This is a genomic window from Burkholderia sp. KCJ3K979 (assembly GCF_016759955.1).
In the GTDB taxonomy this organism is placed as follows: domain Bacteria; phylum Pseudomonadota; class Gammaproteobacteria; order Burkholderiales; family Burkholderiaceae; genus Burkholderia; species Burkholderia orbicola.
The window spans coordinates 1-13814 of the sequence record NZ_JACFYV010000182.1; the positions used below are offsets into that span (position 1 = coordinate 1).

17 protein-coding genes and 1 tRNA gene are annotated in these 13814 nt (G+C 67.8%); 5 read left to right on the forward strand and 13 right to left on the reverse strand.

What is annotated here, in order from left to right:
- Window positions 1-1004: MFS transporter (locus tag H3O04_RS27550; RefSeq protein WP_202588872.1), on the reverse strand; the 1004-nt coding region annotated here is incomplete at its 3' end.
- A 138-nt stretch (window positions 1005-1142) separates the two neighbouring features.
- Here H3O04_RS27550 and H3O04_RS27555 point away from each other — a divergent pair.
- Complete coding sequence (locus H3O04_RS27555; protein ID WP_023477565.1) at window positions 1143-2015, forward strand: LysR family transcriptional regulator; 873 nt, start codon at window positions 1143-1145, stop codon at window positions 2013-2015.
- A gap of 74 nt (window positions 2016-2089) precedes the next feature.
- Here H3O04_RS27555 and H3O04_RS27560 read toward each other — a convergent pair.
- Window positions 2090-2174: transfer RNA gene (locus H3O04_RS27560), tRNA-Leu, on the reverse strand.
- A gap of 144 nt (window positions 2175-2318) precedes the next feature.
- Here H3O04_RS27560 and H3O04_RS27565 point away from each other — a divergent pair.
- A complete protein-coding gene (locus H3O04_RS27565; protein WP_202588873.1) occupies window positions 2319-3632 on the forward strand; it encodes a protein kinase in 1314 nt (437 codons plus the stop codon).
- 15 nt (window positions 3633-3647) lie between these two features.
- Here H3O04_RS27565 and H3O04_RS27570 read toward each other — a convergent pair whose 3' ends face one another.
- The 8 genes from H3O04_RS27570 to H3O04_RS27605 form a co-directional block, all read right to left on the reverse strand.
- On the reverse strand, window positions 3648-4277 hold the full coding sequence (locus H3O04_RS27570) for a LysE family translocator (protein ID WP_023477567.1): 630 nt from the start codon (window positions 4275-4277) through the stop codon (window positions 3648-3650).
- Window positions 4278-4370: 93 nt separating this feature from the next.
- Window positions 4371-4544, reverse strand: coding sequence for a hypothetical protein (locus H3O04_RS27575; protein WP_006486739.1), 174 nt, complete (start codon window positions 4542-4544; stop codon window positions 4371-4373).
- A 29-nt stretch (window positions 4545-4573) separates the two neighbouring features.
- Window positions 4574-5017: a copper chaperone PCu(A)C gene (locus H3O04_RS27580; protein WP_034175392.1), complete on the reverse strand. Its 444-nt coding sequence runs from the start codon at window positions 5015-5017 to the stop codon at window positions 4574-4576.
- Window positions 5018-5109: 92 nt separating this feature from the next.
- Window positions 5110-5475, reverse strand: a complete 366-nt coding sequence (locus tag H3O04_RS27585; RefSeq protein WP_175682510.1) for a copper resistance CopC family protein — start codon at window positions 5473-5475, stop codon at window positions 5110-5112.
- A gap of 290 nt (window positions 5476-5765) precedes the next feature.
- Complete coding sequence (locus H3O04_RS27590) at window positions 5766-6143, reverse strand: DUF2946 domain-containing protein (protein WP_043888505.1); 378 nt, start codon at window positions 6141-6143, stop codon at window positions 5766-5768.
- Between the two features lie 92 nt (window positions 6144-6235).
- Window positions 6236-6730, reverse strand: a complete 495-nt coding sequence (locus H3O04_RS27595; RefSeq protein WP_043888509.1) for an SRPBCC family protein — start codon at window positions 6728-6730, stop codon at window positions 6236-6238.
- A gap of 56 nt (window positions 6731-6786) precedes the next feature.
- Complete coding sequence (locus H3O04_RS27600) at window positions 6787-7095, reverse strand: 2Fe-2S iron-sulfur cluster-binding protein (RefSeq protein ID WP_202588874.1); 309 nt, start codon at window positions 7093-7095, stop codon at window positions 6787-6789.
- 89 nt (window positions 7096-7184) lie between these two features.
- Window positions 7185-9089: a sigma-54-dependent Fis family transcriptional regulator gene (locus H3O04_RS27605; protein ID WP_202588875.1), complete on the reverse strand. Its 1905-nt coding sequence runs from the start codon at window positions 9087-9089 to the stop codon at window positions 7185-7187.
- Between the two features lie 184 nt (window positions 9090-9273).
- On the opposite strand from H3O04_RS27605, the gene H3O04_RS27610 reads away from it, so the two are divergent.
- Together H3O04_RS27610 and H3O04_RS27615 are read left to right on the forward strand one after the other, a co-directional pair.
- On the forward strand, window positions 9274-9549 hold the full coding sequence (locus H3O04_RS27610; protein WP_023477572.1) for a DUF2964 family protein: 276 nt from the start codon (window positions 9274-9276) through the stop codon (window positions 9547-9549).
- A 239-nt stretch (window positions 9550-9788) separates the two neighbouring features.
- Window positions 9789-10076 (forward strand): DUF1488 domain-containing protein, encoded by a 288-nt coding sequence (locus H3O04_RS27615; protein WP_006480750.1) that lies wholly within the window; start codon window positions 9789-9791, stop codon window positions 10074-10076.
- A 234-nt stretch (window positions 10077-10310) separates the two neighbouring features.
- On the opposite strand, the gene H3O04_RS27620 is transcribed toward H3O04_RS27615, so the two are convergent.
- Window positions 10311-11612 carry an NCS2 family permease gene (locus H3O04_RS27620; protein ID WP_006480751.1) on the reverse strand — a complete coding sequence of 434 codons (1302 nt, stop codon included), beginning with the start codon at window positions 11610-11612 and terminating at the stop codon, window positions 10311-10313.
- A 785-nt stretch (window positions 11613-12397) separates the two neighbouring features.
- Here H3O04_RS27620 and H3O04_RS27625 point away from each other — a divergent pair.
- Window positions 12398-12676 carry a hypothetical protein gene (locus H3O04_RS27625; protein ID WP_006480752.1) on the forward strand — a complete coding sequence of 93 codons (279 nt, stop codon included), beginning with the start codon at window positions 12398-12400 and terminating at the stop codon, window positions 12674-12676.
- 171 nt (window positions 12677-12847) lie between these two features.
- Here the strand turns inward: H3O04_RS27625 and H3O04_RS27630 are convergent, their stop codons facing one another.
- Together H3O04_RS27630 and H3O04_RS27635 are read right to left on the reverse strand one after the other, a co-directional pair.
- Window positions 12848-13222, reverse strand: a complete 375-nt coding sequence (locus H3O04_RS27630) for a DUF2917 domain-containing protein (RefSeq protein ID WP_011547194.1) — start codon at window positions 13220-13222, stop codon at window positions 12848-12850.
- Between the two features lie 250 nt (window positions 13223-13472).
- Window positions 13473-13760: a hypothetical protein gene (locus H3O04_RS27635; protein ID WP_006480754.1), complete on the reverse strand. Its 288-nt coding sequence runs from the start codon at window positions 13758-13760 to the stop codon at window positions 13473-13475.
- Between the last annotated feature and the right edge of the window lie 54 nt (window positions 13761-13814).

Genomic DNA, 13814 nt, shown 5'->3' on the forward strand with positions numbered 1-13814 from the left:
ACGAGCACGATGCCGACGACGATCGCGGCGAGCGAGTGCGACAGCGTCAGCGCGAGGCCCGCCGCGAACACGACGATGCCGCTGACCAGCACCGGCGCCCGTCCGAGGCGATCGGCGAGCGCGCCGGCGCTCGACGACGACACCATCCCGAACAGGTATGCGCCGAAAATCAGCCCGCACGCGGTCGGGCTCAGGTTGAACGGCGCCGCCATGAGCCGGAACCCGGCGTAGTTGTAGATCGTCACGAACGCGCCCATCACGAGGAAGCCGATCGCGAACACGAACGGCAGGCGCGCATGACGCAGTTGCGCGTGCCACAGCCGCAGGTGGTGACGCAGCGTCAGGTCGGTGCGCTTCACGAAGCGTCGCGAGGCCGGCAGCAGCATCACGAACGCGATCGCCGCGAGCAGGTCGACGACGCCGATCGACAGCATCGCCGTGCGCCACGAGAAGTGCTCCTCGAGCGCGCTCATCCCGATCCGTCCGATCATGCCGCCGAACGCGGTCCCGCCGACATAGAGCCCCATCGAGAAGCCGAGCCCGTCGGCGGCGATTTCTTCCGCGAGATAGGCCATCGCCACGGCCGGCACGCCGCCCAGCGCGAAGCCTTCGAGCGCGCGCCAGACCAGCAGCAGGTGCCAGTTCGGCGACCACGCGGCGAGCAGGTTGAACAGCGCGGCCAGCGTCATCGACGCGAACATCAGCCCGCGCCGCCCGACCCGTTCGGACAGCGCGCCGGCGCACAGGATCGACACCGCGAGCATTCCGGTCGACAACGACAGCGAGAGCGAACTCGACGCCGCGCCGACGTTGAACTCATGGGCGAACGCGGGCAGCAGCGGCTGCACGCAGTACAGCAGCGAGAAAGTGGAAAAGCCGGCGAGGAACAGCGCGAACGCGATGCGCTTGTACGCGGCCGAGCGCGGGGATACGCCGGCCGGCAGCGCATCGGGCGCGCTGTTCTGCGTGCCGGGGACGGAGCGGGAAATCGAAGCGGAGGACATGAAGGCACTCGATGTGCGACGGAATACACGAATTCTTGCGCACGGTCATATATATGTCCAATATATGAAATGAACCGCAGTCATATGTTTTAACACTGGCTGACAGGCAACCCGACTCACCGCGAGGTCACGTCACGCATGGAACTTCGGCATCTCCGCTACTTTCTGGCCGTCGCGGCCGCGTCGAATTTCACGAAGGCCGCCGAAACGCTCGGCATCGGCCAGCCGCCGTTGAGCCAGCAGATCAAGGCGCTCGAGAACGAGCTCGGTGTGGAGCTGTTCAAGCGGACCGCGCGCGGCGCCGAGCTCACGCTGGCGGGCGAAGTGTTCGCGGAAGAGGCGCGACGCGTACTCGACGACGCCGAGCGCGCGGCACGGGCGGCCAGGCGTGCCGCGCGAGGGGAAACCGGCCATTTGCGGGTGGGCTTCACCGGCACGGCCGCGTTCAATCCGAAAGTGTCGGATCTGATTCGCCGCTTTCGGGAGGCGTTCCCGGATGCCGAGCTGACGTTGCAGGAAGCGACGTCGGGCGTGCTGCTGGAAGCGCTGGAGGCCGGGCGCCTCGACGTAGCGATCGTGCGGCCCGAGCGCCGCATCGCCGCGACGCTGCGGGTAGCCGACTGGGACGAGGAGCCGATGTTCGTCGCGCTGCCCGTCGCGCACCGGCTGGCGCAGCGCCGGCGCATCGAGCTGGCGGAGCTGGCCGACGAGTCGTTCGTGCAGGTGCCGCGTGCGGCCGGCGGCGCGCTGTTCGACGACATCGTCGCTGCGTGCCAGGCCGCCGGGTTCGAGCCGCGCATGGCGCAACCGGCGCCGCAGATGGCGTCCGCGGTGACGCTGGTGGCGGCCGGGCTCGGCGTGTCCGTCGTGCCGAAGGCGATTACGCAGGTGCAGGTGCCCGGCGTCGTGTACCGGCCGTTCGCGGGTAACCGGTTTCGCGCGAGGCTGGCCATCGCGTCGCGCTGCGACGAGCCGTCCGCGGTGGTGCGGAATTTTCTGTTGTTGGCGTAGCGGAAAACAAAAAACCCGCGAAGCCATCTGCTGTCGCGGGTTTCAGAAATGCTGGAATGCGAGGAAAACGCATCTGGTGCCGACGGCGAGACTCGAACTCGCACAGCTTTCGCCACTACCCCCTCAAGATAGCGTGTCTACCAATTTCACCACGTCGGCACTGCAAGGGGCGCAATTCTAACGTCACATTCCGCATTTGTGAAGGGGGTATGACAAGCTCATGTAGGGGCACGCGATCGATCCCGGTAGAATTCGTTCGATCGACCCGACGGGTCCCCGCAACCGCCACCCGTTTTTCTCCCCGTGACCCACACCCTCGAACAACTGCAGGCCGGACAACTGTCGGGCGCGCGGCAACTCAAGCTCGCGTGCGGATTGACCGAATTTCCGCGCGCGATCTTCGATCTGGCCGACACGCTCGAAGTGCTCGACCTCACCGGCAATGCGTTGTCCGCGCTGCCCGACGACCTGCCGCGGCTGCATCGCCTGCGCATCCTGTTCGCGTCGGGCAATCGCTTCACCGCTTTTCCCGACGTGCTCGGCGCGTGCGATCAACTCGACATGATCGGCTTCAAGGCGAACTCGATTCACACCGTGCCGCGCGGCGCGCTGCCGCGTGCGCTGCGCTGGCTGATCCTGACCGACAACGCAATCGAGGAACTGCCGGCCGACATCGGCGACTGTGCGCGGTTGCAGAAGCTCATGCTGGCCGGCAACCGGCTGCGGGCGCTGCCCGCGGAAATGGCCGCCTGCCGTGCGCTGGAGCTGGTGCGCCTGTCGGCGAACCGGCTGGACGCGTTGCCCGACTGGCTGCCGCGCCTGCCGCGCCTTGCGTGGCTCGCCGTGGCCGGCAATCCGTTCGGCGCGACGCCGGAGGCCGCGGCGTCCGCCGGGCCGGACGTCGCGGAGATCGACTGGGCCGCGCTGTCATGCGAACAGAAACTGGGCGAGGGCGCGTCGGGTGTCATTTACCGAGCGCAGTGGCGCACGGACGGCCATCCGCCGCGCACGGTCGCGGTCAAGCTGTTCAAGGGGGCGGTGACGAGCGACGGCCTGCCCGATTGCGAAATGGCCGCGTGCCTGCATGCCGGCAGTCATCCGAACCTGATCCCGGTGATCGGCAAGCTGCGCGGGCATCCGGACGGCACGCACGGCCTGGTGATGGAACTGGTCGATCCCGCGCTGACGAACCTCGCCGGGCCGCCGAGCTTCGCGTCCTGCACGCGCGACGTCTACGCCGCCGATGCGAGATTCGAGCCGGCGCAAGCGCTGCGGATTGCGCACGGCATCGCGTCGGTCGCCGGCCATCTGCACGCGCGCGGCATCATGCATGGCGACCTGTATGCGCACAACATCCTGTACGACGGCGCAGGCGGCGCGCTGCTCGGGGATTTCGGCGCGGCGTCGCTGTACGACGCGAACGAGCGCACGCGCGGCGCAAGGTTCGAACGGCTCGAAGTGCGCGCGTTCGGTTATCTGCTCGGCGAATTGCTCGAGCGCTGCGAACCGCACGCCGGCGCGCTCGATGCGTTGGCGGCGGCCTGCGTGAACGAGGACGTCGATGCGCGGCCGTCGTTCGACGAGATCACGGCCGCGCTGGCCGCGCGCATGCGCTGACGGGTGGCCGCCGGCTCATGCCTGCCGCGCGGTCAGCAGCTTGATGCCGAGCCCGACGAACAGCAGCCCGCTCGCACGCTTGAGCGCGCGCACCGCGCGGCTCATGTCGAAGCCGCGATGCAGGCGGCGCATGCCGGCCGAATAGACGCTGTGAACGACCACGACCGTGCAGGCGATCGTCGCGTACATCACGACGAACTGCAGCGCGAGCGGACGGTCGTGCACGATGAACTGCGGCATGAACGCGGACAGGAAGATCATCGTCTTCGGATTGCTGCCCGACACGAACAGCGCTTCGCGAAACAGCTTCCGTCGATCGGGCACGGCGATCTCCGCGGCGCCGCTCGATGCGGCGGCCTTGCGCTCGCCGCGCAACTGCCGCACACCCAGAAAGATCAGATACGCGGCGCCGATCACCTTCATCGCGACGAACAGCGGCGGCATCGCGGCCAGCACCGCGCCGACGCCGAGTGCGACCAGCAGCACGACCATGCCCTGCGCGACGAGGTTGCCGGCGATCGTCGCGGCGGTGCCGTGCGCGCCGTAGCGCACCGTGTTGCGGATCACGAGCAGCACGTTGGGCCCCGGCGACAGCGTCGTGGCGAGATAGGCTGCGGCAAACAGCATCCAGGTCTGAACGGACATGCGGCGCTCCGGAGGGCGGTTCCAGCGGTCGGGATGAAGCGATGATGCCACGCCAATAAGGGCGCGGGCCGCCGCCGGAACCGTGCCTTCGCGTCAGCGTGCGTCGCGCATGCAGTACGCGGGAATCGACGGCGGCGTATCGATGGCGGCAGGCCGCGTCATCCACGCGATCCAGGCGGCCCATAACCCGCAGACGATCAGCACCGCGACATTCAGCGGCGTCCGGTAGCGAACGATCAGGTCGGCCAGCGGCAGGCGGTCTTTCATGTGCGTCTCCTTTCGTGAGGCGAGCGGCGTTACTGGCCGGCGTAGGTCGGCGCCTTCGCGTCGCAGGTCACGGACACGGTCGAGCCGTCCGCGAAGTGCAGCCGGAACGGCACCTTCGCGCCGGGCGCGACGGCCTGGCGCGGCTCCTCCAGCATCACGTGATAGCTTTTCGGCTTGAACGTCACCGAGCCGTGCGCCGGCACGACGACCGAGTCGACGTGCACCATCTTCGCGGTGCTGCCGCTCGTCTGCGTTTCATGCACCATCGCCATCCCGTAGGCGGGCGTGTCGATACCGGTCAGCGTCGCGGGCGCGTCGCCGTGGTTCTTCAGCGTGAAGTAGCCGGACGACGGCACCGTCGCCGGCATCGTGCGAATCCAGCATGCGTCGGCCTGGATGGTCGACGCGGCGAAGGTGGCGGTGGCGTGCAGCGCCAGCGTCACGAGCAGGCCGGTCGGAATCGAGCGTTTCATCATGCGTTCTCCTGATTGGGTGCGATGCCGCGGGCATCGATGCGAATGCGCTCGGCACGAAGCACCGATGCGCATCGCGTGCGTGACATGCGTTACTTCAGCGTGAATGCGTAGCGGCCGTGCGTGCGATGGCCGTCGCTGGCCACCGCGATCCATGCGACCGTGTAGGTGCCGGGCTTCAGGCTCGCCAGTGCGACGTGCATCCGCTTCCGGTTGCCGGCATCGACGGCCGACTTCCCGTCGACGACCGACTGCCCGTGGCTGTCGGTCACGGCGATCGAGCTGAACGCGGGCTCGAGCGCTTCGCCGAAATCGATCGTGACCGCGTGCGGCGCGCTCGACAGCGTGGCGTCGGGGGCCGGGTCCTGCGTTTTCGGAAGGGCATGTGCATGAGCGGCGTGGATAACGACGAAGCCGAGTGCGGCGAGTGCGCCGCGAACGAAAGTAGCGGTTTTCATGGCTGGATGAGCGAGTGACGAATCGGATGAAAAAAACGGCTTCGACGGACGGCCGCGCGAGCGGCATCGATGTCGGCGGCGCTCGGCGCGGACGCGCGACACCGGACATTCGCATGCGGGCGAATGCCGGCGCGGCGATCCGAACCGGAGACGGTCAACCACGCGCGCGGCACGACGCCGTGCGCGACAGGGTGCGACATGATCGTCCTTCGAAACGTGACACGTTGCGCACGCGGGCGGCGTGCGCGGGCGACGTGATGCACGACGGCATCACGCGTAATGACGACGGATCAGGACGTGAACGGCGGGGCGCGCGGTTGTGCGGCCGTGAGCGGCTGCGTGCGGCGCAGGCTTTCGAAGCGGGTGGCCGCGCGATGCTCGATCGCGTGCACGCGGGCCGCGAACGTCAGTTCGGGGGCGGGCAGCGCGGGGGTATGGGCAAGCAGGCTGCAATAGCCGCATGCGTGGAGATGGGCCTGCAGGCTTTTCGTCGCCGCATCGGCGGACGGCGTGCCGGCGGCCGGCGCGGACGAACAGTAGCCGGCCAGCAGCGCGTCGACGCGCCCTTGCGTGGTCAGCGCCTGCGAGATCGTCGGCACGAGCGCCGTCATCAGGATGGCGAGCATCCCGATCAGACTGCCGATCTTCCGGAGGCGACGACTCAGCATGCGATGCGCGGCGGCGGGTGGACGATGATGCGGCCGATTATGCCACGCACGCCGGTTCGCCGGCCGGCACCGACGTGCGGCATCGCGGCGCGCTACGCGGGCTGCGCCAGGTACTTCGCGATCAGCGTCATCTGCGCGGCCCAGCCCTGGTCGTTCATGTCGCGCGCCGTCGCGCGACGCGCTTCGATCAACTGGTCGAAACCCGTTTCGGTGACCGTGAGCAGCGTACCGCCGGCCTGCGGCGCGAGCGTGAAGGTGACGAGCGTCATCGGCTCGGACGCGTAATCGAATTCCGGATCGATCGCGAACGGATGCCAGCGAAACGAGAACAGTTGCCTGGGTTCGATGCGGTCGACGACGATTTCGAACACAGTGCCCGCATAGGGCTCCTGCGCCTTGGCGACGTCGTCGTCGACGCGGGTGGGGGTGATGCGGCCGAACAGCGACTGGCCGGCCTCGAACGGGCCGTCGAACGACACGCCGAACCACTGGCCGAATTCACCGGAATTGCTCACGGCTGCCCAGACGCGGTCGGGCGACGCGGCGAGCAGCGTCTGTTTTTCGATGCGATCGGTTGGCTGGACCATCACGTTCTCCATGCAGGATCGAGCGTTGCAGGACGACGCGCGGTCGCGCGCCGCGTCTAGTCGAGCATGACCGCGTCGGGCACGTCGAGCACGAGGTCCGACGTCGCGACGGCCACGCACGGCAGCGTATAGCCGTCGGCTTTTTCCTCGCGGGAGAGCCCCGGCCATTCGATCGTGTAGCGTACGCTGCCGCTGCCGCTGACGATCCGGCAAAGGCAGCTTCGGCACGTGCCGTTGCGGCACGAGCGCGGCAGCGACACGCGCGCGAACGCGGCGGCTTCGAGCAGGGTGAGCGAATCGGGCGCGTCGAAGGTCGCGCCGAGCGGCTCGATGCGCACGAGGGGCGGGTGATCTGGATCGGTCATGACTGAAGCGGGCGGCGGTTCGGCGGCAACGCGCCAAGCATACCCGAACCCGCCGGCGGCCCACGGCCGCCAGCTACCCGCCGTGGGCGTCAGTGCCGCCGCAGATACCGGTACACGGTATTGCGGGCGAGGCCGAGCTCGCGCGCGGCCGCCGATACGTTGCCGCCATGCCGCGCGAGCACCGCGTCGATCATCGCGGCCTGATGGCTTTGCAGCGTCGTGCCTTCGCGCCTGCCAGGCGACGCGGGCGATACGGCTGGCGTGTCGGCCGCCGGCGCATCGTCGCAGTCGAGCCAGAAATCGTCGGGCAAATGCGCGAGCGTGATTTCGGCTTCGTCTTCGGCGAGCATGCCGGCCGTGCGCAGCACGTTGGTCATTTGCCGCAGGTTGCCGGGCCAGCGGTGGCGCGCGAACGCATCGAGCACGTCGGCCGCGAGACGGCGCGGCATCGGCTCGCTGCGCGCGAGCCGCGCGAGGATGCGCTCGACGAGCGCCGGCAGGTCGGTGCGGGCGGCAAGCGCCGGCAGCGTGACCGCGAGCCCGTTGATCCGGTAGAACAGATCCTCGCGGAACGTGCCCTCCGCGATCATCGCGCGCAGGTCGCGGTGGGTCGCGCAGACCACCCGCACGTCGACCGGCACCGCGCGTGCGCCGCCGAGCGGCATCACCGCGCGCTCCTGCAGCACGCGCATCAGCCGCACCTGCTGGGCGAGCGGCATGTCGCCGATTTCATCGAGAAACAGCGTGCCGCCGTCGGCCTGCGCAATCTTGCCGGGGCTGCCGCGCTTGCGCGCGCCGGTGAACGCGCCGTCTTCATAGCCGAACAGTTCGGCCTCGATCAGCGAATCGGGCAGCGCCGCGCAGTTGACCGCGACGAACGGGCCGTCCGCGCGCGGCGACGCCTGGTGCAGCGCGCGGGCGAGCCATTCCTTGCCGGTGCCGGTCTGGCCGAGAATCAGCAGCGGCAGGTCGCGCCCGCGGATCTTCGCGACGCGTTCGAGCACGGCGGCCATGCGCGCGTCGCCGGTGTCGAGCGTCGCGAACGTGATCGCGTCGGGGTCCGGTGCACGCACGCGTGCGGCCGGCGCGGGCGGCGCGACGGCGACGGTCGCTTTCTGCGCTTCCGGAAATTCGCAGCGCGCGAGCACGCGCACGCCGGTCGACAGCGTGAGGCGGAACGTGGCGCCCGGTGCGCGCGCGGCCTGCTGCGCGAGCTGGCCGAAGCGCATGCCGAACAATGCGTCGCTGGCCTGATGTTGCAGTGCATCGAACGATGCGCCGAGCTGGAATTGGGCGCTGCGGTTCGCGGCGATCAGCCCGCCGTCGGGGCCGAACGCGACGAGGCCGGCGAACAGCGAATCGACGCAATCCTCGTGGGCGTGAAAGCGCAGCCGCAGCGCTTCGCCGCACTGGTTCGCGAACAGGTGGTTCTCGATCAGTTGCGCCGACATCCGCACGAGCGCGAGCGTATGCGGGCTGGCGCCGCGCGGGTCGCCGCTCACGTCGAGCGTGCCGAGCGTGCGGCCGAACGGATCGACGATCGGCGCGCACGCGCAGGTGAGGATGTGGTTCGCGCGCAGGAAATGTTCGGCACCGTGCACGACCACGGCCTGGCCCGACGCGAGCGCGGTGCCGATCGCGTTGGTGCCGCGCGCGCCCTCGGCCCACGACACGCCGTTGCATAGCGCGACGCGGTTGGCTTTCTCGATGAAGTCCGCGTCGCCGATGCTGTGCAGGATCACGCCGTCGGCGTCCGTCAGCAGCACGAGGCTTTGCGTCTCGGCGATCTGCGCGTGGAGGTCCTCCATCACCGGGCGGGCGTGCGAGAACAGCGTGTGGTTCGTGTCGAGCAGTTCGCGCAGCGCGATGCGCGACAGCGGCGAGAAATCGGGGCGTTCGTGCGCGCGCAGGCCGACTGCGGTCGAACGCGCATGCGCCTGCGCGAGCAGGTCGGTGCGACCCGTGGTGGCGGGCAGCACGTAGGGTTGCGGCATGGTTTGTCTCCTGTTCCCGGCGCCGTCGGGGCGACCGGATCGGAATCGGCGGCGGAGTGCGGCTCCGCTCGCGGTGCACCATTCGGCGCGACAGCCGACCGTCCGGGTACGCATCATCATACAAGCGCCACGTGCGATGTGCGACTGCCGACAAAATCCCCTTGCTTTCAGGCGCCCGCCTGCAATGATGGAAATGGAGCACGCACGCGCCGTGTTCCGCAGTGCAACATGCATGCGACGCGACATGCATCCGTTCGGGAGACGCATCATGGTTCGGGCGGAACTGAGAGTCGTGCTGGCGGCCATCGCCACTTTCATCATGCTGGGCGGCATTGCCGTGGCGATCCACGGATTGCTGTTCGATCTGACCGATGCGGTGAGATACGGGGCGGCCGCGATTGCGGTGGGCGTCACGACCGCCGCGATCGCGCTCAACGTCTGGCCGACCGATCCGCACTGACGGCCGTTGGCGAAACGGTGCCGGATGCCGCGCAGATCAGACGAAATGCGCGTCGGAACGACGCACACCGAAATTTTTGTGTCCCGCGCGAAACCGTCTAAAGTGGAATTCAACCGGCATGCATCGACCGCGCCACACTCCGCGGCCGGGGCCTCCGCCGGCGAGCCCGCGTACATTTCGTCCGGCCGGTAGCGGACGACGGACGCGGTCATTCGTTTTCTACCGGTCGAGGCGGCTCCATGCAGATCCATTTCACGAACGAGAAGCCGGAGTATTCGGGGCGTGACCTGATGCTGGCGTTCACGGCACTGGTCAATGGCGAGCGCGTCCAGTGTCAGATCACCGCCGAGGCGCTGGAAGACCACTTCGGCGCGGCATCGCCGCGCTTCGAGGACATGGTCGGCGCATTCGACCAGCACCGCGAGCGCATCGAGGCGGCCGCGCGGCGCCTGCTGTCGGAAACGCGTGCGCAATGCGTGACGCTGCGCAGCGGCTACGTGCGCTTCTACGAGGCCAACTGGCGCTGACGACACGACGCTCGTCCGGCGGCGCGCGCACGCGAGCGGCGCACGCGCGGACGTGGCCTTCATGCAATGCCGTTCGGCGGAGTCGGGCGGCATTTTCGTATGCGGGCCGGGCGGGGTGGCCTGAACGTCGGTGCAGTCATGCGCGTCGCTTCTTGAGGATCACGGAACAATCGTGCGAAAAAAAACGCCACCCGAAGGTGGCGTTTTTTCGTTTCATCGTGCGATGCGCTTCGCTTACTCGCTGCCCAGATAGAAGAAGCGGAACAGGAACACGGCCGCGATGATCCAGACGATCGGCTTGACCGTGCGGCCCTGGCCCGTCAGCAGCTTGAGGCCGCCGTACGCGATGAAGCCGAATGCGACGCCGTTCGCGATCGAGTACGTGAACGGCATCAGCAGCGCGGTCAGCGCGGCCGGCACGGCTTCCGTCGCATCGTCCCACGGTACTTCGACCATCTCGCGCAGCATCAGGCACGACACGTACAGCAGCGCGGGCGCCGTGGCGTACGCCGGCACGACGCCGGCGAGCGGCGCGATGAACAGGCACGCGAGGAACAGCACCGCGACGGTGATGGCCGTCACGCCGGTGCGGCCGCCGGCCTGCACGCCCGACGCGCTTTCGATATACGCGGTGGTCGACGACGTGCCGAGCACCGAGCCCGCGACGATCGCCGTGCTGTCGGCGAGCAGCGCCTTGTTCAGGCGGTTCATCTTGCCTTCGACGAGCAGCCCCGCGCGATTCGCGACACCCATCAGCGTGCCCGTCGCATCGAACAGCTCGACGAGGAAGAACACGAGGATCACGTTGATGATGCCGGTCGACAGCGCGGCGCCGATGTCGAGCTTGAACAGCGTCGCGTCGATCGACGGCGGCGCGGAGAACACGCCGTGGAACTGGTTGCCGGCGAAGAAGAACGACAGGATCGTCACGCCGATGATGCCGATCAGGATCGCGCCGCGCACGCGCAGGTGGTCGAGCGTGACGATCGTGAAGAAGCCGACGATCGCGAGGATCGTCTCGTGCTTGTGCAGGTCGCCGAGCGTGACGAGCGTGGCCGGGTTGCCGACGATCACGCCCGACGTCTTCAGCGAGATGATGCCGAGGAACAGGCCGATGCCGGCGGTGATGGAAATCCGCAGCGATTTCGGAATGCCGTTGACGATCGCCTCGCGCACGCGGAACAGCGTGACGAGCAGGAACAGGCAGCCGGAGATGAACACCGCGCCGAGCGCCGCCTGCCACGTGAAGCCCATCCCCTTGACGACCGTGTACGCGAAATACGCGTTCAGGCCCATGCCGGGCGCGCAGGCGATCGGGTAGTTCGCGTACAGCCCCATGATGATCGATGCCAGCGCCGCGACGAGGCAGGTCGCGACGAACACGGATTCCTTCGGCATGCCGGCGTCGCCGAGAATCGCGGGGTTGACGAAGATGATGTAGGCCATCGTCAGGAACGTGGTGACGCCCGCGAGTATTTCGGTGCGGAAATCGGTGCCGGCTTCAGCGAAGCCGAAATACCGCTTGATGGATTCCATGAAGGCGTTTCTCCGGTCGGGTTGTCGTGTTGATTGTTGTGCCGAATTGTTGTACAGGCAGCGCGGCCGGCTAACTGTAACCAGCCACTATTGTCCGGCTATCGGCGGATTGTAATAGCGCGGATAGCTCGGACGATATAGTTGGAGGGCACGATCGGTTGTCTGCGCACGAACGGTCTGGCGGCCCGTTCGTGCGGCGAAGGCGCGCATTTTACCGGTTCGCGCGGCACGGGCCGGCAGAAATGGCTGAAACGGCGGAAGCGGTGGAAACGACGGGAGGCGGCGCGGGGAGGCGGGCGGATGCGTGCGCAACGGCACGCCGGCTGCGTCGTGCGCGGGCGGTGCACGATGACATGCGACTGAAACGGAGCGCCCGCATGCTGCACGAACGCGGTGCAGGTGGCGGGTGCGCATGTCCGCACGTGTGCTGCCGGCGCGAATACACGGCGCGGCAGCGGCATGCCGCCGCCATTCGTCAGTCCAGGCGCGTGCAGGGATCGGGTTATCGTGCGCCGAAGCCGTTCCGTCCGCAACCGTCATTTCGCGATGCGGGCGCGACTGTGGTTTCTGTGTAAAAGATTGCAAGACCCCATCGCGTAAACCGGCAAGTCTTTCTAGGATAGATACACCGCGCATGCACACGCCGGCCGGTCATTGCCGATGCGGGGGAGTCGCAGTCCGTGCAGGCCAGGCGGTGAATGGCGGTCAAGGTCGTTGCGCGTTTGGGCAGGCACGGCCGGTTGCGATTGCCCGATGCGGGTTCGTCCGTAATCACGGAGGTCAGCATGTTGAACTGGATCAGCCGTTGGGCGATGCGACACGCCCCCACGCCGGAAAAAACCGCTGCGTCGATGCTCGTGACGGCGCGCATGGAACTGTTCGCAGCCGAACAGCGCGTCATCGATGCGAAATTACAGGCGGATTACTGGCGCACACGTGTGTCATTCCTCGAAGAGGTGCAGAAACAGGGCATCGATCCGTGGGTGACCTCGCAGGCCGCGCAACGTCCCGACCTCGATTCCACTCCACGAAGCACGGGCCCGCGTCTCGCCGCCAGCACCTGATGCACCTGCTGCATCCTCTCGCTGCGCACGGCGCGCGATCGCTCGCGGCACGCACGGGCGTGCCGCGTCCTTCGATGCGCACCCGCGACGCGTTGCGCCGCGGGTGCGTCCGTTTCCGGTCGCGGCCGTTGCGCGTGTCGTGTACTTGACGCACGCGTAACGGCGCGTCGCTCATCCGCTCCTTCTCCCTATCCCGACGAGCAAACGTTGCACTTGCGCGAGCATGCGCCTGACGCGTTCGCCGCGCCGCACGTACGCGGTCGTGATCGTCGCTTCGGCCGACCGGTCGGCATCGGTGCCGAGCCAGATGCGCTCGCCGCGCGCGATGCGCAGCACGTCGCCGGGCTGTACCCAGTAATCGTCGACATTCGGCGGGCGCGTGATCCACAGCGCCGCGCCGTGCGCGCGGATCTCCGCGTCCTGCGGCGCGCGCCAGGTCATCGTCGTGCGCGGCGCGACCGCGAAACGGATCACGACGGTCGGTAATGCGATCGTGCCGGCGGGGCGCCGATCGCGGCGTTCGAACAGCGGGCTTGCCTGGTCCATCGTCTGCTCCATTCAGTGAGCCGGACGGATGACGTGCACCAGAACAAAAAGGCCTCATCCGTTTCCGGCGAGGCCTTGTGTGACATGCGGTACTGCTCGATTGCTAACGCACAAGCGCCTCCCGTGATCCATTCTTTCGAATGTTCACCGGGCAATGAATCGCGATGGCGACGAGCTTGAACGTAGGCATGCGAACGAGTGTGTCGTCGCGGCGCAGCGCTGTCAACGGAAATTTCGAGATACGTGGCGGTTACGCGTCGCGTTGCGCGAGGCCGTTCACGAGGAGTTCGGACAGCAGGCCCGTCATTCCTTCCGGGTGCGTGGCCGCGCGCGCCTTCAGCTGTTCGACGAGCTCGGCGTTGAGCTTGCACGCGAACGGCACGAGGCCCTGTTCCTGGTCGAGCTTGCGCTGCGCGCGGCGGTCCAGCTTGGCTGCTTCGTCGGCGCCCTTGCCGAAACGCGCGGAGCTCGACTGTTTCATCGCGTGCGTCAGCTTGAGCGCCTTGTTCTTTTCGAGATCGGTTTTCTTCATGGCCATCGCGGCACCTCCGGGAAATTGAAGCCGCGATTGTACGCATTTCGGCGGGCGCCG

Excerpts from the sequence above, each read along its gene's own strand:
- H3O04_RS27600 (WP_202588874.1), bottom strand. The coding sequence starts at position 7,095 with ATGACCGATCCAGATCACCCGCCCCTCGTGCGCATCGAGCCGCTCGGC.
- H3O04_RS27575 (WP_006486739.1), bottom strand. The coding sequence starts at position 4,544 with ATGAAAGACCGCCTGCCGCTGGCCGACCTGATCGTTCGCTACCGGACG.
- H3O04_RS27610 (WP_023477572.1), top strand. The coding sequence starts at position 9,274 with ATGATGGAAATGGAGCACGCACGCGCCGTGTTCCGCAGTGCAACATGC.
- H3O04_RS27585 (WP_175682510.1), bottom strand. The coding sequence starts at position 5,475 with ATGAAAACCGCTACTTTCGTTCGCGGCGCACTCGCCGCACTCGGCTTC.
- H3O04_RS27590 (WP_043888505.1), bottom strand. The coding sequence starts at position 6,143 with ATGCTGAGTCGTCGCCTCCGGAAGATCGGCAGTCTGATCGGGATGCTC.
- H3O04_RS27555 (WP_023477565.1), top strand. The coding sequence starts at position 1,143 with ATGGAACTTCGGCATCTCCGCTACTTTCTGGCCGTCGCGGCCGCGTCG.
- H3O04_RS27615 (WP_006480750.1), top strand. The coding sequence starts at position 9,789 with ATGCAGATCCATTTCACGAACGAGAAGCCGGAGTATTCGGGGCGTGAC.
- H3O04_RS27625 (WP_006480752.1), top strand. The coding sequence starts at position 12,398 with ATGTTGAACTGGATCAGCCGTTGGGCGATGCGACACGCCCCCACGCCG.
- H3O04_RS27630 (WP_011547194.1), bottom strand. The coding sequence starts at position 13,222 with ATGGACCAGGCAAGCCCGCTGTTCGAACGCCGCGATCGGCGCCCCGCC.
- H3O04_RS27595 (WP_043888509.1), bottom strand. The coding sequence starts at position 6,730 with ATGGTCCAGCCAACCGATCGCATCGAAAAACAGACGCTGCTCGCCGCG.
- H3O04_RS27635 (WP_006480754.1), bottom strand. The coding sequence starts at position 13,760 with ATGGCCATGAAGAAAACCGATCTCGAAAAGAACAAGGCGCTCAAGCTG.
- H3O04_RS27620 (WP_006480751.1), bottom strand. The coding sequence starts at position 11,612 with ATGGAATCCATCAAGCGGTATTTCGGCTTCGCTGAAGCCGGCACCGAT.
- H3O04_RS27605 (WP_202588875.1), bottom strand. The coding sequence starts at position 9,089 with ATGCCGCAACCCTACGTGCTGCCCGCCACCACGGGTCGCACCGACCTG.
- H3O04_RS27570 (WP_023477567.1), bottom strand. The coding sequence starts at position 4,277 with ATGTCCGTTCAGACCTGGATGCTGTTTGCCGCAGCCTATCTCGCCACG.
- H3O04_RS27580 (WP_034175392.1), bottom strand. The coding sequence starts at position 5,017 with ATGAAACGCTCGATTCCGACCGGCCTGCTCGTGACGCTGGCGCTGCAC.